The following is a 26919-nucleotide window of genomic DNA, read 5'->3' as shown; positions in this document are numbered from 1 at the left end:
AGCGCCGCTTCGGCGTCCGCCAGCGGCGCCTCGGCGGCCCAGGCCGCCCAGACGGCGGCGAGCAGCGCCTCGCGCATCCAGCCGAGCCGGCGCAGCCGCAGCTCGGCGTCGGCCGCCCAGGCCGCCCGGGCAGCGGCCAGCGCCGGTGCACGCCAGGCGCAGCCGGGGTCGCCGCACGCGCAGCGCACGCTGTCCGGCGCGCCTGGGGCCACGGCCGCGGCTTCGATAAACGGCCACGGCGCGGGCGAAGCTGGCAGCAGCTTCGCGATGCCGTCGGCCCCGTGCTCCGCCAGCGCCGCCGCCCACCGCGGGCGTTCCGCCAACTGCCGCAGCAGCGCCTGCTTCTCCTGCTCCGCCGGCGGAGCCACCGGGATCAGCACTTCGTGATCCGCTGCCAGCTCCACCCGCAGCCCATCCGCTTCATAGCGGACGCTCGGCTCGCCGGGTTCCTGCGTGATCGTCCTGGACTTCGTCAAGTGTATTCCTCCTCACAGCAAGTTTCCCTATCCTAACATGCGTACACTATCATAATTCAGCCAAACGCCCCTTCAGAGAAAAGCCCGCCTTCCTGCAACACGATCAAGCTCCGCAGCTCTTCGTCGCTCATCTCCGTCAACCACTGTTCACCGGAGCCAACCACCTGCTCGGACAGCGACTTTTTCCGCTCGATTAATTCGTCGATACGCTCTTCAAGTGTCCCTTGGCAAATCAGCTTATGTACCTCGACGTTCTTCTGCTGTCCGATCCGGAACACCCGGTCCGTCGCCTGGTTTTCCACGGCCGGGTTCCACCACCGGTCATAATGGACAACGTGGTTAGCACGGGTCAGGTTAAGGCCAACGCCGCCCGCTTTCAGCGATAACACGAAGATCGGCGAACCCTCGCCTTCCTGAAACGCCTGCACCATATGATCCCGATCCGCCTTCGGCACACCGCCGTGAAGGAAAAACGGCCGGTTTCCGTACCGCTCCGTCAACCGCTCCTGAAGCACCTCTCCCATCCGCACGTATTGCGTGAAAATCAACGCCGCTTCTCCGCTGTCCATAATCATGTCGAGCAATTCGCCGAGCCGCTCCATCTTGCCCGAACGTCCGAAATTGACCGACTCCGTCGTTCTTACGCCCTGAACTAGTTCGGGATGATCGCAGATTTGCTTCAACCGAGTCAGCGAAGATAACACCAACCCCTTACGAGCAATGCCGTTATGGCTGCCGATTTGACCGAGCAGCTCCGCCGTCACTGATTGGTACAGGCGGGCTTGTTCGACGGTCAGCGAGCAGTAGGATTTCAGCTCGATCTTCTCCGGCAGGTCCTTCCGGATATCCGGGTCGCTCTTGAGACGGCGCAGCAGGAACGGCGCGACCAGCTTCCGCAGCTTCTGCAGTTCGGTCGCTTGCTGCTCGCCCCCGGCTCCGGTATAACGCGCCCGAAACGAAGCGTGCGTCCCCAGGTATCCCGGATTAAGAAATTGAAATATGGACCATAACTCGCTCAGTCGATTTTCGACCGGGGTACCCGTCATGGCGATCCTGTGCGGCGCACTGAGCTTCATCACGCTTTGCGCCTGCTTGGTTCCATAATTTTTGATATATTGCGCTTCGTCCAGCACCACCGTCGTCCACTCGGCAGAACGCAGCTCCTTGGCATCGCGGCCAGCCAACTGATACGTTGTCAGAATGACGTCACAGGCCCGATACTCCTGAAGGAACCGTTCCCCGCGATAACGGTCGCTCCCATGGTGCACATACAAGCGCAGCCCCGGAGCAAAACGGGTGAACTCGCGTTGCCAGTTGCCCAGCAGAGAGGTCGGACAGATGATCAGACTTTTCCCCACCGTTTGCGCAGCGCCATCCAACAGCACAGAGATGACCTGAACCGTTTTCCCCAAGCCCATATCATCGGCCAACAGGGCGCCGAACCCGAGCTCGCGCATCGTGGCTAGCCACTGGTATCCACGTTCCTGATAAGGGCGCAACGTCCCGTTTAATCCGGACGGTACGGGCCGCGGCTGAGGCTGACGGACCGTTCCGCCGGACATCAACAGGGATAACATCCCCGACGTTTCTATCCCGGCGATATCTACGCCGTCCAGCTGCACATCTTCTTCGCCGGAAGCCAGATGCATCAATTCCCGAAAGGTTAGAGTCCCGTTCTCATGGCGCTTCATAAACTTCAGCACCTGACGAATCTCCTTCACATCGACTTCAATCCATTCGCCGCGAAAAAACACCAGCGGCAGCTTTGCCGACGCCAGCTCAACCAGCTCCTCCCGGGTCAGCTCGCGGTCGCCAAGCAGCGCCTCCGCTTCGAAAGCGACCAATTGATCCACGCCCAGCTTCGGCATCCCCGCCGCTCCGCCGTCCGATAATCCGCCCGCAAATCCCTCGGTTTTGATACGAATACTGGCGGGACGACGCCCCTCTCGGGTCCAGCGGCTTGGCATTTGCACGGTGACTCCATGCTTCCGCAGCGCTGGCACCGACTTGCTTAAGAATGCAAACACTTCTTCCGGTGGCAGGAAGAGTTCTTGCGGGCGCGGGGCCTCCAGGGCAGCCGCCACTTCTCGGGATACGCCGGCCGCCTTGCTCAACCGCAGCAAGAAGCTCTCCTGCACGTTTCGGTACAGGAGGCCATGGACTTCCATGTCCGTTTCAGGGTAACTCCAGAGGAGTCCGGCCGGCAGCAACACGCGGGTATCCTCGACACCCTCCGCCCAAAAGCTAAGCCTCCAGGTGGAAGCTGCCGCTGCTACTCGGCCTCCCTCCGATTCTTCCCCGCCTTCTTGGTAGGGTTCCACGCGCAAGCAGAGGCGCAAGCTTCCGGTTGCCAGACCGTCCGCCTCGGGCTCCTCGGCCCGGGGACGCCCGCCTCCGGCTGCGGCAACATCCGCACTCAGCTGCTCCAGCTCCGCCGCACTTCCCTGAATATCTGCAGGCTGCCCGCCGGTTAGCAGGCTGTTCCACCACAGCTCGGACAGCGGCGAGGAGCCCCGATAATAGTTCGCGCGGCTGGGGTTCAGCTTCCGTCCCAAATCCTGAACCGCTCCGCGCGTTTCGTAATCGATCATTGCGGTCAGAAACGAATGCAGCACCGCCATCTGACGGTCCTCCAGCGAAACTTCCTCGTCCGAGGAAGCTCCCGCTCCTGTTTGTACCGCGGCCAAGCAAATTGGCGGCATTGCGCCAGCCAGCCGTTCAAACCTTGCCGCATCCTCCGGCTCCGTTAACAGCGGCCCCCAGGCTGCCCGCATTTGCCCCTGGGCGCCGCGCCGTCGTCCGGTAGCCGCCACCGGACGTATGCTCGGCGCAATCCGCCCGCGCAAAAGCAGCTCCAAGGCGAACCGGGCCGCCTTGCTCCAATAGCCCATTTCGGCTCCCGGCTTGATCCCTTGCTCCTCCCAAAGCGATTCGTCCCATTGCAGCAGCATTCGCCACGCCTCGGGTACCGGTAAAGCTAATCCTTCCAGGGACCGGCCGATCAGACTCCGCCGTTCCCCGTTCTTATAGGACCTCCGCACAGAAGAGACCGGGTACCTGACCTCCGCGAGCCGTAACACGGCATGCTGAAAAGGCCGGACTCCCGGCTCTAGCTCCTTGCGCCGGAGTACTGCGGTCCAGGCATCCACCTTCGACTCCGATACTTCTCCGGAGAAGCAAAACAACACATCGCCCAGCCATATTCCGTAAAGACGTTGATTCATGATGATCTCCCGTCGGTTATCCTGATTCCTACCCAAATTCATTACTAACATCTTATACGAAAACCGCGGTAGTTAAAACCGCCTTCCTTCCCGTCCTTATCTTTTGAGGAATAATGGGGAATATTGCAACATATCAAGACGATAAAAGGAGGTAGATTCCCATGTTTCGCGGCCGATCTGGTTACTGGTGCAATCTCGCCTCGTTTGCGGCGCTGATCGCGGTAAACCTGGCTGCCGCAGCGCTTCCATCTGGCGTCCGCCGGTACGAAGCTCCCTCGTCCGGCTTTCAGGTGCTTCTTACGCCAGGGACTTATTCCTTCTCGATCTGGCTGCTCATTTACGGCCTGTTGGGCGGCTGGGTCCTCTACCCGCTGCTTCGGACAAACCGCGAACCGTTCTCCGCCTCGCCCCTGCCAGTGAATTTTCTGCTTTCTTGCATCCTCTCCATCGTCTGGGTGACGCTGGGGGATCAGCATCCGCTGCTTTCACTGACGGCGTTGCTCCTCCAAGTCATCGTGACGGCCTCCATGTACCGGCGCACCCGGCAGATCCTTCGCCCGGCCGCCGTAGAGGTCTGGTTCGTACGCTTGCCGTTCAGCCTGTACTTCGGATGGATTTCCTTGATCACACTAGCCAGCATCGACACCTTATGGGACCATACCCGCGGACACGAAGGCAATCTGTGGCAGCCCGGGCTGACGCTCTTCCTTCTTCTAGTTGGACTCGCTGTCGCCTGCCTGGTCGGATTCCGGTGGCGGGATGCCATCATTCCCCTAACTTTCGCTTGGGGGTATGGTGCCATCACAGCCATGCCTCAGCCATACCGCGTCGTATTCATCGTCTCCGGTGCAGGAGCCCTTGCCTTGGTCGTATATTCGCTATGGATCTCCTTCTTGCGCACGTATGAGCGGGATTAAGCGATCCTACACCAGGCCCATCCCCCTCCATAAAAAAAGCCGCCGAAAGGCTTTCACCTCCGGCAGCTTCCCCCGCTCACCGAGCCGGTTCTTAGACCTGCTTATTTGACTGCAATAACCTCGATTTCAACCAAGCCATCTTTCGGCAGGCGTGCCACTTCGACCGCGCTGCGTGCAGGATACGGTTCGGCGAAAAACGATCCGTACACTTCGTTCACCTTGGCAAAATTGTTCATGTCCTTCAGGAAAACGGTCGTCTTGATGACCTTGTCCAATCCGCTCCCGGCAGCAGCCAGTACGGCTTGAACGTTCCGCAGCGATTGCGCAGCCTGCGCTTCGACCCCTTCCGCGAGTTGACCGGTTTCCGGCACCAGCCCGAGCTGCCCGGAGGTAAAGATCAGATCTCCCAATTGAATCCCTTGCGAATACGGACCGATCGCACCCGGTGCGGCCGTCGTGGAAATTACGTGTTTCTCCATAACCTGTCATCCCATCCTTTCTTCTCCCCATTTTAACGATAACCGGTCCCTCACGGCAACCTGGACAACTAATTTAACTCACCATGATGTCGTCGGGCCGTTTTTAAGGGCAGGTAGAAAGAAAATGCGCTGCCTTGACCCTCCTTACTGGTCATGCAGATGTAACCGCCCAGCAATCGGGCCAGATTGCTGCTGATCGAAAGACCCAATCCGGTTCCCCCGTACCGCCGGCTAATCGACCCATCCGCTTGCCGGAACGCCTCGAATACCGTTGATTGCTTATCCTCGGCTACGCCGATGCCGGTATCCGCTACAGTGAAGACGATCCATTCCGTATCAGACGTACCGTCCGCCGGAGCTCTTCGGATGTCCAGCTCCACACGCCCTTTGTGCGTAAACTTAAACGCGTTGGATAGCAAGTTTCGCAGAATTTGTACGATCCGCTGGGGGTCGGAGATGATCGAATCCGGCAAGCCTGCTTCCTGCTTGATATGGAACTCGATCTTCTTCTGGGTGGCAACCCGTTCAAATTGGGCTTGCATCCAAACGGGGAGCTCTGCCAACACCATTTCCTCGTTCGTAATCTCCAATCGCCCCGCCTCGACCTTGGACAAATCCAGAATGTCGTTGATAATTTGTAGGAGCTCATGTCCGGATTTATGGATAATACGGCCGTATTCCGAGATCTCCTCCCCGGCTTCGTCCGATTCGCCAATCATTTCCGCTAAATTAATGATGCTATTCAGCGGCGTCCGCAGTTCATGCGACATCGTCGCCAGAAATTCCGATTTGTATCTGGACGCTTGAGCCAGCTGCTTGGCCCGTTCTTCCAGTCCGATCTTGGCCTTGTGCAGCTCATCCGTTTGTTTGCGAAGCAGCTCGTTGGCGTACTTCAACTCCAGATTTTGTCTCGCTCCCAGTTGGAAGTCGCGAAGAATCAAGGCAAATCCCAAGCTGAGGACAATACTCATCGGCAATGCAACCGGCATGATTTCGAGCAAATAACGAGTTGTTGGCATGACACCGAATAGGGCGATGTTCAGGCTATTCACCACATTCACGACCAGAATCGTAACCATGCCTTTGACGACAAATCGATGATGGGTACGCCGCATCCAAATGTTTAAGCCGGCGCAAACAAATCCCAGCAGCGTCAAGTTCAGTAAACCGACCATCGCCGCTTCACTGTGGCCGAATGTCAGCCGTGCCAGACCGATCCCGATTCCGATTAAGACCATCGTCAGCGGGCTTGAATACACAAACGCCGCTATTATTAGCGGCACCAGGCGCAAATCATACAAAACGTCATCTTTGAGCCGGAACCCAAACTTCATACAGATCCAGCCCGCTAAAATCATTAACAGAACCGAAAGCCCATAGAGGGTGTTCTGCGACATTTTTCTCAAACCATATTTATATAGGATATTGGCCAGATAAGCCACCGTGATCAACAAGCTTAGATTTAATACAAAAGCATTACCAATCCCCATATCCCCACTCCTGATTGCCTGATCGACCTGTATTCCACAGATCAGCCGGATGCTTTACTTTGGTTGTCTCGCCGATAATGCTGCACGAACAATTCAGCGAAATACGGATCCCACTGGGTTCCGCGGCCTTGCTCCAGAATCTCGATCGCTTGCTCTCTCTCCAAGCCTTTACGGTAAGGCCGGTCAGAGGTCATGGCGTCAAAGGCGTCAGCCACGGCGATAATCCGTCCGAACAGCGGGATTTCATCCCCGGACAATCCATCCGGATAGCCCCCGCCATCATATCGTTCATGATGCGACCGGACCCCTGGCAAATAGGGGGCCATGGCATCCGCAGGCTCCACTTGCTTCAAAATCGCCTCTCCGAGCACCGGGTGCTGCTTGACTTGCTCCCATTCCTCCTCGGTCAAACGGCCTTCCTTCAGCAGGACCGCATCGCGAATACCGATTTTGCCGATATCGTGAAGTAGTGCCGACTTGCGCAGTTCATCGATCCGCTCCTCCGACAAACTGGCCAGTTCGCCGATTTTGACGGCGTATTCCGCGACCCGCAGCGAATGGCCGGCCGTATAGGGATCGCGGGCGTCCAGCGCGGCCGCCAGGGTAGCGAAATAGCTGTCCACCAGTTGGCTGTTGAGAGCCGCCTGCGTTTGCAGCCCCCGCAACATATGATTAAAGCCCGAGACCAGCCTTGAAAACTCATCGGAAAATAAATCGCTGGCTCCTGTTCGGATGCGGCCGGATTTCACCTCGGCCATCCGTTCGTACAAATGCTGGATAGGCAGCATAATTTCACGCGCCAGCAGCCGCGAGCCGATCAAAGCAAAAACGATGCTCACAGCCAAAATATACCCGGCCCACTGCCAATAGGTATAGGCGCCATGGCCATAATCCTCGAGCCGAAACTGCATCGATAAACTGTACAGCAGCAAAGGGGCCATGCTCATTAAGAAAAAGCTCCATTTTAACTTTCGAGATACAGGGACGATAACCCTTCCGTGAAGCGATAATTCCTTCCCGAACATCTTGCGGCTCCAGGCTATGAGCTCCTCAAGTACCGGTCTTATCGCATAGGAAGTTAAGTAATATTCGACCAAAGCGTGCATGCCGCTGACCAACATACCGCCCAGGGCGGCAAGCAACACGTAATAAGGCGGAATGGACAATCGGCCGGCTTGGATCAGTCCCAGCGTTAAACCTGCGCCGGGGACGACCAGGCCAAATAAATGCGGACCGAGAATCCGCTTGACGGCAAGCGAAGGCAGCCGGTGTGTGCGTATGTATACATTTTGAAGCGTTTGGTAGCTGCCAACTTCCTCCATAAAGACGCTGCGGATAGGCTTGATCTGCCGCGTAAATACGAACCACTCCAGCCCGAGCATGCAGCAGAGCGACAGTCCCAAGATGCAGATCAGCCACGCATATTCCGATGGGGAAATGTCCAAAGGCGCCGCGGCGATCAGACTGGCGATCGCGATGAGCGCCAACAAGGAGCCGGCTACGTAATTAAGCAAAAGGCGCGAAATAAACGTCCTGTACACCGTCAAAGAGGATGCCTTCTTTCGTTTCGCGAGTTTTTCGGGTATGCCCGTTTCTATCTTTATCGGCATCGATCATGACTATTTTCATAAGTCGATTGGAACTTTTTGTGTATAAGCCCTCGTTTCGGATGTTCAGGCTGCTGCTTAAACTAAATAATTCAGAGTTTTTAGCCGATAAGAACTAGGTACATAGACCGATAGCTTCGGCTCCATCTTAAAAAATAAATATTTTAAAAATTAGGTAATCGCTTTCAATTGTCGAATCCCTTGCGGGGTGCCGTCTCCGCCGATTTTGGGAGTTGTTTTATGTCACACCTTATGTGATTTATTTCACATTAACACCTATTTTAATATGCTAAAATTCCATCGAACAAAGGTTTTGGGACTCCCGGACCCCTCATAAATCCAGCCTTTTTCACCGCTTCCCCCACCTGATTTTCGTTATTAAAATGTCTTCACATTTTAATATATATATTTCATTCACTGGAGGTCTCTATCATGAAGAAAGCTTCAATTATCCTTAGCAGTGCCCTGCTGCTCGGTGTATTGGCCGGCTGCGGGTCGAACAATGACGCGAGCAACGCGAACACGGCAGAACCAGCAAACAACGCGGCTGCTACCAACGAAACCAATGCGGGAAGCAACAACGCGGCTGCAGAGCAAGGCAAATATCAAGACGGCGTATATTATGCCCAAGGAGAAGTGGATGCGGAATCGGGCTGGCAGTCCTACGTTACCCTGACGGTCTCCGGCGGCAAGATCACGGAAGCCAAATGGAACGCGCTGAGCGAGAAAGCTCCTGTCGATAAAGTGACTTACTCCAAAGAAGGCAAGTACGGCATGAAAGCCGGCGGCGCCGCTTCCGAATGGCATGAGCAAGCCGAGAAGGTTGAGCAGTTCCTGCTTGAGAAGCAAGATCCGAAAGCAGTCACCCTGAATGAAGAAGGTAAAACCGATGCGATTGCCGGCGTGTCCGTGCATGTGAATGATTTCTTTAACTTGGCGGATCAAGCGCTGACTGCCGGCCCGGTTGAAGCTGGTTCATACAAAGACGGCACTTACCATGCTGAAGGAGCAGCCTTCGACGAGCATTCCGGTTGGAAGGATACCGTTGATGTTGTTGTTGCGGCAGGCAAGATCGTTAAAGTCAACTTCAGCGGTGTAAACGACAAAGGCGAAGACAAGAAGCAATCTTCGATCGACGGCAAATACGGCATGAAAGCCGGCGGCGCGCAAGCCGAATGGCATGAAGAAGCAGCGAAAGCCGAAGCTTACTTGGTTGAAAAACAAGATCCGGCATCCGTTACGTTTAACGCAGAAGGTAAAACCGATGCTATCGCCGGTGCTTCGATCACACTGCAACCTTTCTTCGAACTCGTTACCAAGGCACTTGAGTCCGCGAAATAAACGCATATTACCACCCACCCTAAAATGAGAAGGTGAATCTCTTGAAGAAAATCGTAGTTTTGGGCGGCGGTTATGGCGGTGTTGTTACTTCCAAGCATCTGGCCAAACTGTTCAAAAAAGATAAAGATGTGGAGATCCAGCTGATTGATCGGAACCCCTACCACACGCTGCTGACTGAATTGCATGAAGTCGCCGCGAATCGGGCACCAGAAGATTCGGTCAAAATTGAACTGAAGAAGATTTTTGCCGGGCAAAAAGTCGACGTCGTTCTGGATTCCATCGACGCCATTGATTTTAACGCCAAAGAACTTCGTTCCGAGCAAACGACTTATAAATACGATTACCTCGTTATCGGTACCGGTTGTAAACCAACCTTCTTCGGGATCCCGGGCGCTGAGGAGCATGCGCTGACCCTGTGGTCCTATGAAGACGCCGTACGCCTGAAGGAGCAAGTACGCAACAAGTTTAGTGAAGCAGCCAAGGTTCGCAATGCAGCCAAACGCCGCAAGATGTTGTCCTTCGTTGTCGTAGGCGCGGGCTTCACCGGCGTGGAATTGGTTGGTGAATTAGCCGAGTTCCGCGACGAGCTATGCAAAGAGTTCTTTATCGATCCGAGCGAGGTTCGTCTGGTCGTAGCCGATATGGCTCCGAAAATCCTGCCGATTTTGCCGGACAAATTGATCGAAAAAGCCGCGAAACGGCTGCACAAGATGAACGTAGAAATTATTACGAGCGCCAAGATCACCGGCGTAACGCCTACCAGCGTACAGCTGGGCGAAGGCAAAGAGCTGGAAGCCGATACCATCGTTTGGACGGCCGGGGTCGAAGGCTCCGAGCTCGTTGGCAAGCTTGATGTGAAGCAGGAAGGCCGCAAACGGATCGTGACCAACGATAAGCTGCAAAGCATCGATCACGAGAACGTGTATATCGTCGGCGACAACATCTTCTTCATTCCGGAAGGCGAGACTCGTCCGGTACCGCAGATGGTTGAGAACGCCGAACAAGCCGGTCCGCTCATCGCACACAACATTTATGCAGACGTTCACGGCAAACCGAAGAAGTCCTATAAGCCGGGCTTCCACGGAACGATGGTATGTATCGGCAGCCGCTACGGCGTTGCGAATGTCGGTCTGCCGAATAAAATGTTTATGCTTAGCGGCTTCATGGCCATGTTCAGCAAGCACTTGATCAATATGTACTACCTGTTCACCGTAGCTGGCTTTGCCAAAGTATGGACTTATATGATGCATGAATTCTTCCACGTGAACAATCGCAGAAGCTTCGTTGGCGGTCATTTCGCGAAGCGTTCGCCTAACTTCTGGCTCCTGCCGTTGCGAGTATTCGTAGGCTGGAAATGGCTGGAAGAAGGCATCGACAAGCTTCCAAAAGTGTGGAAGGATCCTTCGAACATCTTCTTGATTCCGGCTTCTCCGCATGCTGACGTCGTATCAGCAGCAAGTGAAGCAGCTGGAGCCGTAACAGAGACCGTGGATGCACAAACCGCAGCTTCGGCGGTAGAGAGCGCCTCGACGGCTGTTACCGCCTTGCCAGTGCCTGGATTTATCAAATCGATCGTCGGCTGGTTTATGGATGTGTTCTTCTACACTTCAGACGGCGGTTACACCGCTCTGGCTACCGTATTCCAATTCTTCATGGTCTTTGCGGAGATCGCGCTTGGCGTCATGATCATCGTGGGTCTCTTCACGGCAATCGCTTCGGCGGCTACGGTCGCACTGGGCGTCATGATCTGGTCCTCCAGCATGGCTTCGACGGAAATGCTGTGGTACATGACCGCAGGCGTCGCTCTGATCGGTGGATCGGGCAGCGCGTTTGGTTTGGACTACTACGTATTGCCTTGGCTCAAGAAACAATGGAAACGAATCCCACTTGTGCGAAGATGGTATCTCTACACGGAGTAATAACCGCTCTTTATGAAACCTTGAACCGGAGTAATGTGCGCCTGGCGCACATTACTCTCCTTTTTCTCTTTTGCCGAAATCGGTGTCAGGGTCCCTGCAAGCCTACCTGCTTTTAAGGAGTGTGAGACTACATGTTTGACGTGCTCATCCAAGACGCTTATCGCTTATTGCAGGGCGAAATCTCGCCCGAGGCCGGCATTAAGTTAGATTTATCTCAAGAAGAAGCAACACCCCTAGCTGTTCTGCTGGAGCAATACGACATGACGCCGGTACGCCAGTGTCATCTGTTATCCATTTACATCGCAATCAAGCTCGCTCTTCAACGCCACAGTGAATGCAGCTCCCTCGCCCCTGGCGAAGCGTTGACCCGCAAGGTGTTGGACGGCGACTACCTATACAGTTTCTACGTTGAGCTTTGCCTGAAATGGGAAGAATACGATCTGCTGTCGCATCTAGCTCCGATTATCAAGCAGCTGCAAATCAAACGCGTCGAGGGACGCCCCGAGGATGAACGTTTACTCAAAGCTTGGGAACTGTTCCTGCAGCTAGAGAACAACCGTAGTACCGCCACCAAGGCAATGTAAGTACGAGCTGCTACCACCAACCAGGAGGGATCGCCATGAAGCTTGAGGAATCGCTGAACATCTCTTTGAAGGCAGTCGATCGGGAAATCGAGAACATGGTGAAATATGACCGTGATCTCCCCCGTTCCTCTCAGCTTGCCAAGAGCATTGTGGAATTGGTTCGTTCGGGCGGCAAGCGGGTTCGCCCTCTGATGGTCATCGTCGGCAGCCGTTTCGGGCCCGATCCTGATCAGAAGAAGGTTTGGCGGCTGGCGGCCGCTGCAGAATTCATTCACGCCGCTTCCCTGATCCACGACGACATCATTGACGATTCGACGATGCGACGCGGCCAGAAAGCGATGCATATCAAGCTGGGCGTCAGCGGCGCGCTGCATGTCGGCAACTATATGTCCGCCCGAGTGATCGAGCTGATCTCCGTCTATTCCGCGGAGCGGGAGAAATTCGTATACGACCTCTCTTCCCTGGCTACGACGAAGTTATGTTTAGGCGAATACCAGCAGCTGTCCCATCTGTATGATTACGACGTGACGATTCCGGAATACTTGGAGAAATCCAAGAACAAAACCGCCCAGCTTATGGCAACCTGCCTGCAGATCGGCGCGAAAGCTGGCGGCGCGGACGCAGAGACCGCTCAGTTGCTGTACTCTTTCGGTGAGAAGTTGGGGATGTCGTTTCAAATTCGCGATGATGTGCTCGACTTCACCCAATCTTCCGAGAAGCTTGGCAAGCCCGCCGGCAGCGACCTGCGCAGCGGCCAGGTAACGCTCCCCGTCTTGTACGCTCTTCAGGACGAGGCGCTGGCGCCATCGATCCGGGCGGTTACTGCGGACATTCCGGCTGCGGAGGTCGACGCCGTTGTAGCAGCGATCCAGGCGAGCGGCGCGCTGGAGCAAACCGAGGAGCTAAGCCGCCGGTACCTCCGCGAAGCGCAGGACATCATTAACCGGCTGAGCCAGTATCCTGCACACCGGGATCTGCAAGCGCTGCTGGTTTACTTTGGCGGACGGGAGAAGTAATCCCTACACAGAAACGCGAACCCCAAGGACAGAGTTCCTTGACGTTCGCGTTTTTTTGCGTTATAAACAATTTCCATGATTTTCCGATATATGAGTTAGAGCTAATTCGGATAGGGGTTATGTTCATATGCAAATAACACCTAGGAGTCAAAACCAGAAGAATTCCCATACCCTGCATCAAGTCGTTTCCATGCTGAATCAACGGGTGCAGCAGAACGATCGCGGAATCGAACAAGAGCTGCTCACCAAGAAACTGGCATGGGCCGAGACGGCGAAAAGCGATCAGCAGCAAAGCAACCCGACAGGGGTAACGGTAAGTGTCGGTGCCTCGAATTTAACCCGGGCGATATCCACCTACGATAACTTATTGGACGGGCTGGAGCCGGTGGAGAAATATATCGCTGTACTGGATAAGCGAGAACAGGCCTTACAAGATGCTCGGAACAACCCGCAAATGAGCGCGGAAGAACTGGAGACGCTGGAGCAAGGTGTAAATCTGGTTAAATCCCGCATCCAGGATCAGGTTAACCTGATGACCGATTTTTATGGCAAATTCTATATTGGCGTAAGTCGGCTAAATCAACAGGCTCCCCTGCTGCCGCCGGGACATGACTCCCTATCGGCCCAAGATTTGGGATGGAGTAATGTAACGGAGAAAAGCGCTGCCGAGATCGGAGATCTGTACCGCCGCACCGTGACGGAACTGTCCGACTATCAAGCGCAGCTCGAACAGAAGGCCGGGATCGTGTCCAACCCCCGCGAGAACGCTGTGGATCGCAACTCGCAAGAATGGCAGGATGAAGTCGAGGAACTGGACCGTTCCCTCCGCCCTTTTAAAATCATCGATAAGATGGAAGTTGACTACTCCCAGCATCTTGATATCCGCTTATAAGTGAACCCCCCGCGCCTGTCGCTAGGCGCGGGGGGTTTTGGGTTTGGCTATTTCAACAGAAAGTAATCGCCAAGCGTAAAGAACAGAATTACCATGCTGATCACCTGGTTCAAATTGTAAGAGGCCACGTTCATTCGTTTTCGATTCGACGGCTTGATGATTTTATGCTCTGTCATCAGCAGCAGGATCGCCAAGATAATTCCTGTGATATACAGCCAACTGAGGTGCCGGATCGGGATTAAGGCGATCAACAGCACGACCATGATGAAATGCAGGCCTGCCGCGATGCGCAGGCCGTTCTTCAGACCAAACGCGCTGGGAATCGACCAAAGGCCTTGACTGCGGTCAAAGTCGATGTCCTGCGAGCCGTAAATGATGTCAAACCCGGCGATCCACAGCATGACGATCGTGCCGAGAATAAACGGCGTAAACGCAAACTGGCCGGTGACCGCGAACCAGGCGCCGATCGGAGCCGAAGCGATCGTAAAGCCCAGGTACAAGTGACTCAGATACGTAAACCGCTTCGTATAGGAGTAAGACGAGATGAGGAAGATGGCGATCGGCGACAGGATCAGACACAACGGGTTCAACATTCCCGCAGCAAAAATAAAGATCGCATAGTTGATCACCACAAATACCAGCACCTCCTTCGACTCCAGCAGCTTCCGCGGCAGGTGGCGATGCGCGGTGCGCGGGTTCTGCGCGTCAAAGACGCGGTCGACCACGCGGTTAAAGGCGTTTGCCCCGTTTCGAGCCCCGATTAGGGCGATCAGCCCCCACAACATCACGCGCCAGGACGGGAACCCCTCCGCTGCCCAAATCATTGAGATGATCGCGAAGGGCAGTGAAAACAATGTATGCGAAAACATCACCAATTCGCTGTACAACCGGATTTTACTCCCGATTTTACGGGCTACTTCCATGGGATGGTCACTCTCCTTCAAAAGCATTCTTCTTCATGAAATTCCAGCAGCCAGTGCCGACGTCCGCCAAAATAGAGGTAAAATATACCGTTATATTTGGATGAACCGCTGGTTTGGTTAAAATAGCGGTATTTTCTACCCTTATTTCGTGCCCGACAGCCGGTTATCCCGGCATCGGAGGCAAATAAGGGTACTTTTTACCGCTAATTAGGCGACCGAAGCTCGGAAGCGGCGAAATAACGGTATTATTTACCGTTATTTCGCCGGCCTGGGCGGGGCAGCGGCTGGGCGGGTGATTACGCCAACTCCGCCAGCACGGCCTCGAGCGCGTCCAGCATGCCGCGCACGTCGTCCTCGGCGATGACCAGCGGCGGCTGGAAGGCTAGAACGTTGCGGTTCACGCCGTTCTTGCCGATGATATAGCCGCGGTCGAGCATCGCCTCCAGCACGTCGTCGACGAGCTTCGCGCCGCGCTCGGGCTCCTCGGCGCAGAGCTCTGCGCCGAGCATCAGCCCCGCGCCGCGCACCTCGGAGACGTGCTGCGGGAACCGCGCAGCGAGGCGCGTCAGGCCGCCGCGCAGCAGATCGCCGAGGCGCTCGGCTCGCTCGGGCAGGCGATGCGCCTCGATGTAGTCCAGGACCGCGAGCGCGGTCACGGACGAGACGGGGTTGCCGCCGAACGTGGAGGCGGATGGCCGGTTCAGGCTGGCTGCGATCTCGTCGGTGGTGGCGAAGCCTGCCACCGGGATGCCGCTGCCGAGCGCTTTGGCCATCGTCAGGATGTCCGGCGTGACGCCGTACCGGTCCATGGCGAACATCCGGCCCGTCCGGCCAAACCCGGTCTGAATTTCATCGGCGATCAGCAGCACGCCGTGCTGCTCCAGCAGCCGCTTCACTTCAGCGAAATACCAATCCGCCGGCGCGACGATGCCGGCGTTGCCCTGGATCGGCTCGGCGATCATTGCGGCGATCGTATCGCCTTTCTCCGCCAGCGCCGCCTCCAGCGCCGCGATGGAGCGGCGTGCCGCCTCATCGGCGCTAAGCCCCCGCTCGTACGGCCGGGGAATAAACGTGACGTCCGTGTCCTGGGCCAGCTGTGGATCGGTCCGCCACATCTGGAGACCGGTCACGCTCATCGTCAGGTACGTCCGGCCGTGCAGCCCCTGCTCCAGCGCTAGGAATCCTCGCCGCCCCGTATGCATGCGGGCCAGCAGCAGGGCGCCTTCATTCGCCTCCGAGCCGCTGTTGACGAAGAACGTCCGGCGCAGCCCGCCCGGCAGCACGCCGGCCAGCCGCTCCGCCAAATCCACGTTGGGCTGCGTCAAATAGATCGTGCACGTATGCTGCAGCGTACGCAGCTGCTCGGCCGTCCGCTCGGCGATTTCCGGGTTGCAGTGGCCGCTGGCCACCACCGACACGCCGGCAAAAAAGTCGGTGTACCGCTTGCCGTCATGCCCGAACAAATACTGCATTTCCCCCTTCACCAGCTGCGGCGGATTCCGATAAAAGTGGCTGGTGCAAGGATAGAAATATTGCTCTCGCTTCTTCAACACTTGTTCCGGTCCGATATAGCTCTGCATAACCCTTCGCTTCCTTTCCCCCGTTTAGGCTCGGCTTGCTGCTACTTCCGCTTGTACGCCGGCAGCGGCATCCACAGCCGCCTCGTTCGCCGAAGCCTCTTCTCCGGCCCCTGCCGCCCCACTGGCACTGCCGCCGTCAAACTGCAGCGCGCCCAGCGTGTACCCGGCATAAACCGGCGTCATACGGTCAAATTGCTCCCTAGCCGCGTCCGGATTGGCCAGCGCCGCCTTGTAAGTGCGGACGACCTCGGCCAACTGCTCCGGCTTATAGGTCGCGCCTTCAATGCGGAAGACCGACAAGCCTGCCTCAAGCAGCTCTTTCACGACCGGCATCAGGCACAGTTCTTTGGCCATCATCAGATGATTGCGGCCATGGACGTCCCGGTAAACCGGGTTTTCGCCCTTATCTGTCTTCAGCACTAAAATACTGTTGTCGACATAGTGGTTATCTTCCTCTGCGATCGCTTGATATACCTCGGCGTTCTCGTACAGGTCATGCTCCATGTACATGATTGCCGGCGAACCGTGCACGATTGCCTCCAGAGGTCCCGGGGCATGGGCCAGCAGCCCGGCCAGATCCTTCAGCGGCAGTTCCATCGATGCCGTCAACCGACCAACGCCAAGCCCACGGTAAAAATCGGCCGACAAACGATTGTACACATTCAGATTGAAATCGCCCACCACCGGGTAACCTTTGCCGGCAAACTTGCGAATGGCACCGAGATTGGTGACTAGTAAGCCGTCGATCGGCAAGCGTTCGCCGAACAGCAGTCCTTCGTAGAGATCGAAATGCTGCTCCGTCATCATCCGCGGCAAGCTGAGGTACAGCTTGGCGTTCCCTTTCAATGCCGCCAATTCCTTCACGTCTTCCTTCGTGAATGGCCGATCCGGTTCGAATACGTCACCGGACAAGTAGAGATGATCGGCTCCGGCCTCCAATGCGGCTTTGGCTTGCGCCATGTTGTTCACATGTACGGACACGCCGGCAACAACCCCATTCTGCCGCGCTGCTCCCTTCTTCTCGTGAGCAACCGCTACGAGCGCTTCACGGATAGCCTCAACGCGCTTCTCGCCAAGCTCCCTCTCCTCAGTCGGCGTGCTGAACACCTTGCCCGTGCTGTAGAACTTGCCCGTCCCTTCATATCGGCGGTTGATATTCGACAACCCCGGTCGGCCAAATGCGTACCCGGTTGAGAAATCGCGCTTGCGGTTTTCATACAGCAGCTTCGTGTCGCGGCTGCGATCGAAGCCCACCGGATCGTTAATATAGCGATCGATCGCGTCCCCGTACGCCTTCACGAGCATAATGACGAACGAGGCGTCACGCATCCGCCCTTCAATCTTGAAGGAGGTAATCCCGCCGTGGATAAGCTCCGGAATATGCTCGTACATGAACATGTCTTTGACGGCCAGCGGGTATTCCGCCGGATAGACGTTGCCGTCTTTTTTCACCCGATAATCCCAGCGGCACGGCTTCAAGCATTTGCCCCGGTTGCTGCTCATGCCGAACACCATCGAGCTAAAATAGCAGTTCGCCCCATGCACGGAACACATATCTCCATGCACGAAGTACTCCAGCTCCATGCCGGTCGCCTGTTGCAGATAGCGGGTGGTCATCAAATCCATCTCGCGCGACGTGACAACACGGGTCACTCCCATCTCCTGCAAGGCGAGTACCATCTCCACGTTGTGCACGTTCATCATGACGGAGGAATGCACCTTGATGTTGAGGCCCATCTCCAGGATCAACGACAAAACGGCGAAGTCCTGTACGATAATCGCATCCGGACCCGCCGATTCCAAAAACCGCAAATACGCCTGCGCTTCCTCCAACTCGCCTTCGTTCAGCAAATTGTTGACGGTGACGTACACTTTTTTGCCGAGACTGTGCGCAATCTTGACCGCCTCTGTGATCTCCTCCAGGCTAAAGTTGAAGCCTTTACGCATCAAACGCATATTCAGGCTAGGTCCCCCGAAATAAACCGCGTCGCAGTTCTCTCCAATCACTTGTTTAAAAATTTCAAATGTTCCCGTGGGCGCAAGCAGCTCGACTTCTTTCCCATTAAAAAAACGTGCCACAGTCGTTTCCCCCTCACATGATTAAATGCCAGTCTATCAACCTATCCATTCAACTCTATCTACCTCTTGCATTTGCAGGAAATGCGAGAATCCTGCAATTTGAGCAACATTCTCACGCTCGTCCCGGTAATTATCCGCCGAATGTTGCAATAACTACAACATTTCGGCCGCTGCCCGAGCATTTTACTTAAAAATGTTGCATAAAAAGCAACATTCTTACGTTCCCCCCTCGCTTCCCCACCCAAAATGTTGCAGAAAATGCAACAATCCACAAAGGGGAGAGCAAAAAGCCGAGGTGCAGCGAAAGGGTGCAAGGTGCAGCGCTGGAAGCAGCGGTGTACCTTGTAAGGTGCCCTCGCTAGGAGCAGCGGTGTACCTTGTAACGTGCCCTCGCTAGGAGCAGCGGTACAACGTGCAACGTGCCCTCGCTAGAAACTATGGCGCAACTTACAGCATCTGCGCTACGCACCAGCCCCCGGTTCAAATCAAGCGGTACACCACGGCCGATGCGGCCAGAATGATGTAGGACGTTACGAACCAGGTGTCCCGGCCCTTCCAGGCCAGCAGGTGGTATTCCGAACGCGGCGCGCCGATCGTATAGCCGCGGGATTCCATAGATAAGACCAGCTCCTCCGCCCGCCGGAAGGCGCTGACCGTGACCGGGACGAGCAGCGATACCAGCATGCGCCCCTTCTCTTTCCAGGGCAGCTCCTTCAGGTCCGCACCGCGGGCGGCCTGCGCTTTGAGAATCTTGTGCGTTTCATCCAGAATCGTCGGAATGAAACGCAATGCGATGCTCATCATTAACGTCAGGCGCTCGGACGAAATGCCAACCCGCCGAAGCGGCTTCAACACGCCGCTGAGCCCCTGGTTCAGTAGCCCCGGCGTCGTTGTGAACGTCAGGATCGCCGTGAAGGACACCAGCAGCCCCATGCGGAAGGCGGCGATCAACCCGCTGCTGATCCCTCCGCTGTATAATGTCCAGGAGCCGATGCGCCAGAGCGCCGACCCGGATTCCACCGTTAAGCATTGAACGACGAAGATGAACACCATCAGTACCCAAAGCGGTTTGGCCGCCTTCAGGTAATATTTCAGCGGGATCTTGGTCGACAGCATGTAGGCGATTGAAAATGCGGCAGCCACAGCCAACGCAGGCCAGGAGCCCACGGCCACAATCGCGACCAGATATAACACCATCCCGGTCAACTTCGCCCGAGGATCAACGCCGTGTACCCAGGAGCCGGTGTCGATGCTGCGTCCAAACAACAGTTTATTGCGCATCCCCAGCGCCTCCTTCCTCGCAAACGCCGACCGGGACCGCTTCTTCCATCCGACCCGCCGCTGTCCGCTCTGCCTGCAGCTGAGCCAGCCGTTCGGCCAACGCCCCAGCCGTTAAACACGGTGGTTCACCCTTCAAGCCGTAATACGCCGTGGCCTTATTCCAGTAACGGATACTCGCTGGGATCGCCAACCCTTCGGCTTCCAGGCGCGGCGCCTCCCGAGCCAGCTCGGCCGCACTGCCTTGAAACGATTTCCGCCCCTCTCTCATCACGATCCACTGCTCCGCGAACGGGAGCATTTCTTCCATCCGGTGTGTGACCACGATCACCGTCTTGCCCGCTTCACGGTGCAGCCGCGACAGCATTTCAGCCAATTCAGACCGACTTTGCGGATCCAGCGTCGCCGTTGGCTCGTCGAGGGCGATCACGTCCGGATCCATTGCCAGCACCGAGGCGATCGCCACTTTGCGCATCTGGCCGCCGCTCAAGTGGAATGGGTTGCGGGGGAGGAACGAATCATCCAGACCGACCAGCGCCAACGCGCGGCTGGCTCGCTCCTTCGCTTCGTCTAAGGAGCAGCCGAAATTGAGCGGCCCGAAGCAAAGATCCTTCTCCACCGTATCCTCAAACAGCTGCTGCTCGGGGAACTGGAAGACAAGTCCGACGCGTCGCCGCAGCTCGCGCATCAGCGGCATCTTATCACCGGCCTGCATCGTCACATCGAGAACGCGAACCGTACCGCCCGTCGGTTTCAAGATGCCATTGAAATGCTGCATCAATGTCGATTTGCCCGATCCGGAGGCCCCGGCAATTCCGGCAAACACCCCGTCCGCCAGGTACAGGTCGACCTCCTCCAGCGCGCTATAACGCCACAAACTGCGTTCGTCATATGCAAAGTGAACTTGCTCAAATTCAATTGCCATCAGAGCTCCGCCTCCTCTTCGCCGTCCAGTCCCCAATCGGCAGGAAACGATACTCCTCGCCGCTTCAACTCCTGCTGTAATCGTATCCAGTACGGGGCTATCAACCGGCAATCGGATATCAGCGCTTCATTGCGGAACAGCTCGCCCGGCGTCAGGTCGGCGGCGACCGTTCCGCCGCCCAGCACAATCGCCCGATCGGAAGCCATGATCTCATCGGCATCATGTGTGATCGAAACCATCGTGTAACGGCCGCTTTGCTTCATCTCCCGCAGGATGGCGAGCAGCTCACCCCGGGCTTTCTCATCCAGCATCGAAGAAGCTTCGTCGAAAATCACGATACCCGGTTCCATCGCCAATATCGAAGCGACGGCCACCCGCTGTTTTTGCCCTCCCGACAGCTCAGCGGGATGTTTGGACAGCAGATGGCCGATTTGCAGTTTATCCGCATATTCCCGCACGCGAGTCACCATTTGCTCCCGCGGCAGGTTGCGTCCCTCCAAGCCGAAGGCGATATCCTCTTCAACTGTGGCGCCGATAAATTGATTATCCGGATTCTGAAACACCATTCCAATCCGCGGACGCAGCCGCTGAACGGTGTCCCGATCCAGCGGAGTTCCCTCCACATAAATGGCGCCGCTATTTACCGCCAGCAGCCCGCCCAGCAGCTTAGCCAGCGTCGATTTGCCGCAGCCGTTTGCCCCCACCAGCGATACCCAACTGCCCGAAGGGATCCTCAATGTAATTTCGTGAAGGACGGGATGTGCGGGGTGATACGCAAAGGAAACCTCCCGAAGTTCGTAAGCCATTCCCGTTTCGCCCATTTCTCTCTCCCCCCTCAGGTATGCTAAGCGCGGGGCCACCCCGGCTTAAGCCGTTTCCGCCAAAAAACCTTCAAATAAAGACAACTTCGACAGCGACGGAATCAAATATCTTACGGCGATGCCAACGGCAATCCCGGTCAGGACCCCCATAATCAACAGCATCGGCAAATAATAGAAGATCTTCGACGTATTGAAGTACAGCGCCGCCGCCGTCAACTGCCCGATATTATGAGCAATCCCCCCGACGATACTAATCCCGATTACGCTCAGCCGTTTGCGGCCGACCAGCAGCAGGAACCACATCGCCGCAAAGCTGAACAACGCCCCCATGATACTAAACAGAAAGCTGGAGAAGGTCCCGAATATAAAGGCGGTGAGCAGCGTCTTCAGCAGCACCATCATCAAGGCGTCACGGGCCCGCAGGAAATAGAGGCAAGTCAGCACCATAATATTGGCTAACCCCAGCTTCGCCCCCGGTACACTCATGTTCACCGGAATCACGGATTCGACCAGACTTAGCACAACCGCTACCGCTGCAAAAATCGCCACAATCACCGTTCTTTTTAACATCAAATTAGATTGTTCATTTAACGAGCGCATCGACATCGTCTCCTTCTCCCGAGGATACCACTTCGACCATTAACTTATGTGGAAGGCATACGATTGTCCCGCCGTTCCGGTCGATAAACCCGAAGGTCAAGCACAATTTGTCCGGGCAGTCGGCGTCGATCATCTCAATGCCGTAATCATGTACCTTCAAAATGTTGTAGCCGTACTCCGTCTGGATGTCCACGGTCTGTTCTTTACCGGTCAACTCAACCGTCTTAAACAGCTTCCCGTCAACCGTAATTCTCGCTACCCGGTTTTCATTGTTGTGATTGTTTTCACTTGAATCGCCAAGCCATCTCGGAACCAAGAACACTAACGCGACGGCAACGATTAACCCGATCAACAGGATATCTCCGCGTTTCATGGCAAACTCCCTTATTTTTTGATTATATAAATCTTAGATGAACACATTATACATGGTGCCCCCCGCGCTCCAGTGTGATAAATGTCTCACCTCTTTGAGTTTTCCCAGAGTTTCACAAAATCATCACTTTAGAAGGGATTTTCTGGATAAGTATTGCATTTTTTAATTATTCAAAGTATAATATTAAATTAGATTGTTATGACCACGTTGCAGTTCCTCAAAAGATTATAACTCTCCTTATACCATTCCGGTATGAAATTCCTATTTGAATGACCCAAGATAAGTAAGAATTTTGACGAATTTCTGATTCACACTGGCGCGGTCATCGGAGCCGCAAGGACAAATGAGAGGTAGGGCTTTTGTTGTTTTAGAAACAGGCAGTATGTTGTAGTCGAAGCAGGGACAATAGGCCAGTCTTCACGTGTACATGAAGGCTTGGATAACAATACGAAGCGGGCATTGGCGCGAATAGCCGATGCCTGTTTTGCTTACACTAACGTTGTCTTTCCAAACAAAACCAAAGGGGTGTGTGAAATGCGCGAAGGTTTGATTCCTACCGTTCTTGGAGCTGTGGTATCCGCTTCGGCCGCATCACTGCTTGGAAGCAAGTATAAGCTTGCCGCTACCGGTGTACTCGGATTCGGTTTGGCCCATATCGTACTGGGCACGATCGACCTGATTGAACATCGATAGTATTCCGTTTGGGAGATAGACGACCCGGAAGCTGCTTTGCTTCCGGGTTATTTTTTGTGCAGCCGCCGAGTGTATATTCCCAGAACTTCCAACAAATAATGGGGTTAATCCATAGGGAAAGAGGATTGAACAATGAGGCTTGCGGACCGCATTTGCAACCGTTTTGAGCATGACGGCGATTTTATTATAGAAGAGCATATTTTGGCCGGAAGGCCTGTTCGGATCATGGGGTTTAAGTCATTGATTAATCTGCCAAAAACATGGGCGAATCTACAATCCCGTGTCCGGGAGGCGAGCCTTGATTTCTCGCGAGATCCCGATTCGGCCTTGATCGTACTCAATAGGCTCGGCCATAGGATCTCCGAACCTGACGAGGCTGCGCTGCTTGCTGTGATGACCGCCGGGGATTTGATCATCTTCTATGAAGATCCCGACACTTACTTGGATGTCGTGCCCATTCCCGTTACTTTAACCCGCAGCATCGAACAACCTTTGAACGAAAATGTACTGCAAGGTTCAGCCAGCGCCTTCAACGATGACCTTGCCACGAACTTCGGCCTTTTGAAGAAGGAGCTGAACAGCGCGTCATTGTGCACCAAGGTTTACCTCTCCGGGAATCACTCGCCCCGAAAGTTGGCGTTGTTGTATTTGGAAGACCAGGTTGAACCAAACCTTCTCCATGAAGTCACGGAGCGACTTGAGGCTAATAAAAACCGGGATCTCTACAACTTACAGCGAATTTGCAAAGCGCTAGGCTTTCAACCCTGGAAGGCGGTACCCAAATTCTACACCACCGAGCTGCCGATGGAAGCCGCCCATGCACTCCGTCAGGGCCGAATCGTCCTCTTTATGGACCGATTTCCGTTTGCCATGATCTTGCCTGCACTGGTTGGCGACATCTTCATGATGGAGAACGATCGAAATTACCCGATCCTGTTTATGTACCTGATTCGAGGGCTGCGCATTGCCGGCATCATGATCAATCTCATTATGCCTGGCCTTTACGTAGCTCTCGTTTCTGTAAATCCGGAAGTGCTCCGCATCGAGCTGGCGCTTTCCATCGCCGAGAGCCGTTCCGGGGTACCCTATCCGGCATTCGTGGAGACTCTATTGCTACTAGTCGTACTTGAGCTCATCATCGTCGCCAGCGTCCGGCTGCCGAAAAGTATTGGTCCGACGCTAACCGTGGTCGGGGGGATTATATTAGGACAAGCCGTCGTCGAAGCCAAGCTCGTCAGCAGCCTGCTTATCATTATTCTCGCGGCGACTACGATTGCCAATTCGGCTGTGGTCGGATTTCAAAATTCGCTGCCTATCCGCCTGTTTAAATATCTCACGCTGATTTTGGCTTCTTTATTTGGTGTCCTCGGAATCCTATCCGGCCTGGTCATTATATGCGCCTATTTGGCTAGCGCAACAACCTACGGCATCCCCTACTTATATTTCATCAAACCAAAGGATGATTCGCATGATGGATAAAAGCCTGCAGGTCGTGCTCGTACATATCCTGATCCACATCGGTCTGATCTTCTTTATCTTTCCGACGAACATCATCGACACCACAACCGCAGCCCATTGGATACCCATTCTATTGGGCTTCCTGTTCCATTGGATCCTAATCTCCCTATATACCAAAGGATTAAGCCTATTTGAGAGTCAGAATCTGCTGGATATTTATATCCAATTTAGCAAACCCGTCGCTGTAATATTCTTATTGCCGTTGTTCATTTACACGTTTATGGTGACATCCGTGACAATCCGGGCGTATGCGGAGACAATCTCCCTCGTATTTCTGTCCGACACGCCGTTATGGGCGATTATGCTGCTAACTTTGTTGATTTCGGGCTACATCACCTCTTTGGGAGTGCAAGCCCTTTTTCGTACCGGCATGCTGATGGCCCTGATCTTCTTCCCGCTGATCGCCTTCGTCTTATGCATGTCTTTCCAAAATGTCGATTGGCATTACATCTTCCCCCTATGGAACCGTCACTTTTCGTTTCTCACCAATCCGGATTACCTGGAAAGCTCATTTGCGTTTTTTGGGGGGTTTATGTATCTCGGATTCATTCAGCCGAAAGTACTGTTTAAGCGAAAGAAAATCATTTGGGGAAGCCTGTTGCTGCTCCCGTTCTTTCTTATGGCCGTCTATATTCCACTCCTCACTTTTGGGGAGGAAACGGCTTCCCAGTATCATTTCCCGTTTATCGTCGCGGTGGACACGATTGACATTACCTGGCTGATGTTTGACCGGATCACCATGTTCTTCCTGCTCTGCACCGTAACCTTTGTGATGTTGTTTACGGCTTTGACGGCTTGGATCAATGTAGAAATCTTGAGGCGCTGCATACCGAAATCGATCCGGACCTCTTACATCGTTATCGGTCTGTCCCTGCTTACGTTTATCATGGGCATCAACATCCCGGATTGGCGGGACGTCGAACTCCTATTTGGGTTGAACGCTTGGATGCGATTATATGTATACCTCACGATCCCCTCTTCGATCTTTATCCTGGGATGGATCTCCCGTCGAAAGGAAGCGGCTGCTGCATGATGTCCCGTCGTCTTCTTCTGAAACTCGCAATGCTTGCCTGCTGTACCTTAACCCTTAGCGGCTGCTGGGATAACCGGGATATCAATCATCGCTCTCTACCTGTCGTCATGGGGATCTCCCGGGAAGATTCCAAATACAAGGTTTTCCTTGATATCCCGCAAACGAGTGACGACGGGACCCGTTCCATGCTCGTTACGCGTACGGGACAAACGATTACGGAAGTGGTCGACGAAATCAGCTCGAATATGGAGACCCGCGTCGACCTGCTGCATTTGAAGGTCATTATTTTTGAACGGAAATATGCCGAGGAAGGGCTAATTGACAGCATCTCCAGCTTCATGCGGTCTCGCGAGATTTCCGCCAAAGCGATGGTTGCCATATGCGATGAGGATCTAGGAACTTTCTTTTCCAAACTCCAGAAGAATTCATCATCGGATCAGACGGTGCTTTACAATTTTTTCGAGAAAAACGCCGGTTGGAGCCCTTCCGTCGCAGTAACGCGAACCTGGGAAATCTTCCGAAGCATTCATTCTTACACTCGGGACATCGCCATCCCGCTTATTAAATCGGGAAAAAGCACGGTCATCGAAAACGTCGGAGCCGCTATTATCCGGGAAGGTCGGATGGTCGGGCAAATTACCGCGGACGAAACCCTGCTGATGAATGCCTTTGACGAAGAAAGCGCGCACGGTAAAATTGAAGTCATGAACCACGCCAGCGTGCTGATCGTCAGCAACTCCATGAAACATCATGTTGCGCTGAAAGACGGAGACCCATATATGCGCAGTCAAATCAACTTAAAGGTGTCCGTTCTGGAAACTCGGGGGGAGCCTAGCGTGGATATGATCAAAGATGAACTGGAGACTCTGTTGACCCAGCGCTTCAACAAGATGTTTAAGAATATCCAGAGACACGAAGCGGACATCCTTGGGGTGGGCCAATATTTTCGAACGAGAATCCCCCGGAACAAGTTGGCCCATTGGCGTACGGAATATTTGCCTCGTCTGAAGATCGATTTGGATGTGAAAACAACGATTCAAAACGAAGGTAATCTGAAAACGGTCAGAGATGCCTCCATTAAATAAGGCTGAGCTCTTAGCTAACGCAAAAGAAATCCCCTCCGGTCAACCGTGAGGGGATGATACAGGGTA

Annotated in this window: 22 protein-coding genes and 1 pseudogene; 10 read left to right on the top strand and 13 right to left on the bottom strand. The window is 54.8% G+C overall.

What is annotated here, in order from left to right; genetic code table 11:
* Both M0651_RS20775 and M0651_RS20770 read right to left on the bottom strand, forming a co-directional pair.
* Positions 1-476, bottom strand: a pseudogene (locus M0651_RS20775) (hypothetical protein); the annotation flags it as partial.
* A gap of 56 nt (positions 477-532) precedes the next feature.
* Positions 533-3700: a DEAD/DEAH box helicase gene (locus M0651_RS20770; RefSeq protein WP_248553635.1), complete on the bottom strand. Its 3168-nt coding sequence runs from the start codon at positions 3698-3700 to the stop codon at positions 533-535.
* Positions 3701-3861: 161 nt separating this feature from the next.
* Here M0651_RS20770 and M0651_RS20765 point away from each other — a divergent pair, with 161 nt between their 5' ends.
* Positions 3862-4617: a TspO-related membrane protein gene (locus M0651_RS20765; protein WP_248553634.1), complete on the top strand. Its 756-nt coding sequence runs from the start codon at positions 3862-3864 to the stop codon at positions 4615-4617.
* A gap of 101 nt (positions 4618-4718) precedes the next feature.
* Here M0651_RS20765 and M0651_RS20760 read toward each other — a convergent pair whose 3' ends face one another.
* The 3 genes from M0651_RS20760 to M0651_RS20750 all read right to left on the bottom strand — a co-directional run bounded on the left by M0651_RS20760 (position 4719) and on the right by M0651_RS20750 (position 8133).
* A complete protein-coding gene (locus M0651_RS20760; protein ID WP_248553633.1) occupies positions 4719-5096 on the bottom strand; it encodes a RidA family protein in 378 nt (125 codons plus the stop codon).
* A gap of 68 nt (positions 5097-5164) precedes the next feature.
* A complete protein-coding gene (locus tag M0651_RS20755) occupies positions 5165-6586 on the bottom strand; it encodes an ATP-binding protein (protein ID WP_248553632.1) in 1422 nt (473 codons plus the stop codon).
* A gap of 41 nt (positions 6587-6627) precedes the next feature.
* Positions 6628-8133 carry an HD-GYP domain-containing protein gene (locus M0651_RS20750; RefSeq protein WP_248553631.1) on the bottom strand — a complete coding sequence of 502 codons (1506 nt, stop codon included), beginning with the start codon at positions 8131-8133 and terminating at the stop codon, positions 6628-6630.
* A gap of 492 nt (positions 8134-8625) precedes the next feature.
* Here M0651_RS20750 and M0651_RS20745 point away from each other — a divergent pair, with 492 nt between their 5' ends.
* The 5 genes from M0651_RS20745 to M0651_RS20725 all read left to right on the top strand — a co-directional run bounded on the left by M0651_RS20745 (position 8626) and on the right by M0651_RS20725 (position 13945).
* Positions 8626-9534 carry an FMN-binding protein gene (locus M0651_RS20745; RefSeq protein ID WP_248553630.1) on the top strand — a complete coding sequence of 303 codons (909 nt, stop codon included), beginning with the start codon at positions 8626-8628 and terminating at the stop codon, positions 9532-9534.
* A 41-nt stretch (positions 9535-9575) separates the two neighbouring features.
* Positions 9576-11453, top strand: coding sequence for an FAD-dependent oxidoreductase (locus tag M0651_RS20740; RefSeq protein ID WP_248553629.1), 1878 nt, complete (start codon positions 9576-9578; stop codon positions 11451-11453).
* A 131-nt stretch (positions 11454-11584) separates the two neighbouring features.
* Positions 11585-12037, top strand: coding sequence for a hypothetical protein (locus tag M0651_RS20735; protein WP_248553628.1), 453 nt, complete (start codon positions 11585-11587; stop codon positions 12035-12037).
* Between the two features lie 35 nt (positions 12038-12072).
* Entirely contained in the window at positions 12073-13053 is a 981-nt protein-coding gene (locus M0651_RS20730) for a polyprenyl synthetase family protein (protein ID WP_248553627.1), read from the top strand.
* A 127-nt stretch (positions 13054-13180) separates the two neighbouring features.
* The gene (locus tag M0651_RS20725) at positions 13181-13945 is read left to right on the top strand and encodes a hypothetical protein (RefSeq protein WP_248553626.1); all 765 of its coding nucleotides are present in this window, start codon (positions 13181-13183) and stop codon (positions 13943-13945) included.
* A gap of 47 nt (positions 13946-13992) precedes the next feature.
* Here M0651_RS20725 and M0651_RS20720 read toward each other — a convergent pair whose 3' ends face one another.
* The 8 genes from M0651_RS20720 to M0651_RS20685 all read right to left on the bottom strand — a co-directional run bounded on the left by M0651_RS20720 (position 13993) and on the right by M0651_RS20685 (position 22524).
* On the bottom strand, positions 13993-14868 hold the full coding sequence (locus M0651_RS20720) for a UbiA-like polyprenyltransferase (protein WP_248553625.1): 876 nt from the start codon (positions 14866-14868) through the stop codon (positions 13993-13995).
* A 296-nt stretch (positions 14869-15164) separates the two neighbouring features.
* A complete protein-coding gene (locus M0651_RS20715) occupies positions 15165-16448 on the bottom strand; it encodes an aspartate aminotransferase family protein (protein WP_248553624.1) in 1284 nt (427 codons plus the stop codon).
* Between the two features lie 24 nt (positions 16449-16472).
* Positions 16473-18527: a peptidase U32 family protein gene (locus M0651_RS20710; protein ID WP_248553623.1), complete on the bottom strand. Its 2055-nt coding sequence runs from the start codon at positions 18525-18527 to the stop codon at positions 16473-16475.
* A gap of 480 nt (positions 18528-19007) precedes the next feature.
* Positions 19008-19808 (bottom strand): energy-coupling factor transporter transmembrane component T family protein, encoded by an 801-nt coding sequence (locus M0651_RS20705; protein WP_248553622.1) that lies wholly within the window; start codon positions 19806-19808, stop codon positions 19008-19010.
* Positions 19798-20730, bottom strand: coding sequence for an energy-coupling factor transporter ATPase (locus M0651_RS20700; RefSeq protein ID WP_248553621.1), 933 nt, complete (start codon positions 20728-20730; stop codon positions 19798-19800). Before M0651_RS20700 ends, M0651_RS20705 begins: the two co-directional genes overlap by 11 nt.
* Positions 20730-21551 (bottom strand): ATP-binding cassette domain-containing protein, encoded by an 822-nt coding sequence (locus tag M0651_RS20695; RefSeq protein ID WP_248553620.1) that lies wholly within the window; start codon positions 21549-21551, stop codon positions 20730-20732. The genes M0651_RS20700 and M0651_RS20695 overlap by 1 nt, the downstream gene beginning before the upstream one ends.
* A gap of 45 nt (positions 21552-21596) precedes the next feature.
* Positions 21597-22151 (bottom strand): Gx transporter family protein, encoded by a 555-nt coding sequence (locus M0651_RS20690; RefSeq protein WP_193416659.1) that lies wholly within the window; start codon positions 22149-22151, stop codon positions 21597-21599.
* The gene (locus M0651_RS20685) at positions 22135-22524 is read right to left on the bottom strand and encodes a NusG domain II-containing protein (protein ID WP_248553619.1); all 390 of its coding nucleotides are present in this window, start codon (positions 22522-22524) and stop codon (positions 22135-22137) included. Before M0651_RS20685 ends, M0651_RS20690 begins: the two co-directional genes overlap by 17 nt.
* A gap of 534 nt (positions 22525-23058) precedes the next feature.
* Here M0651_RS20685 and M0651_RS20680 point away from each other — a divergent pair.
* From M0651_RS20680 to M0651_RS20665, 4 genes are all read left to right on the top strand, one after another.
* Positions 23059-23217, top strand: coding sequence for an asparagine synthase (locus tag M0651_RS20680; protein ID WP_068782850.1), 159 nt, complete (start codon positions 23059-23061; stop codon positions 23215-23217).
* 132 nt (positions 23218-23349) lie between these two features.
* Positions 23350-24696 carry a spore germination protein gene (locus tag M0651_RS20675; RefSeq protein WP_248553618.1) on the top strand — a complete coding sequence of 449 codons (1347 nt, stop codon included), beginning with the start codon at positions 23350-23352 and terminating at the stop codon, positions 24694-24696.
* Entirely contained in the window at positions 24686-25768 is a 1083-nt protein-coding gene (locus M0651_RS20670) for a GerAB/ArcD/ProY family transporter (protein ID WP_248553617.1), read from the top strand. Before M0651_RS20675 ends, M0651_RS20670 begins: the two co-directional genes overlap by 11 nt.
* On the top strand, positions 25765-26853 hold the full coding sequence (locus M0651_RS20665; protein ID WP_248553616.1) for a Ger(x)C family spore germination protein: 1089 nt from the start codon (positions 25765-25767) through the stop codon (positions 26851-26853). The genes M0651_RS20670 and M0651_RS20665 overlap by 4 nt, the downstream gene beginning before the upstream one ends.
* Positions 26854-26919: the final 66 nt, after the last annotated feature.

Source organism: Paenibacillus mellifer (assembly GCF_023195895.1).
GTDB classification, from domain to species: domain Bacteria; phylum Bacillota; class Bacilli; order Paenibacillales; family Paenibacillaceae; genus Fontibacillus; species Fontibacillus mellifer.
This window is presented reverse-complemented; position numbering and strand designations above follow the sequence as displayed.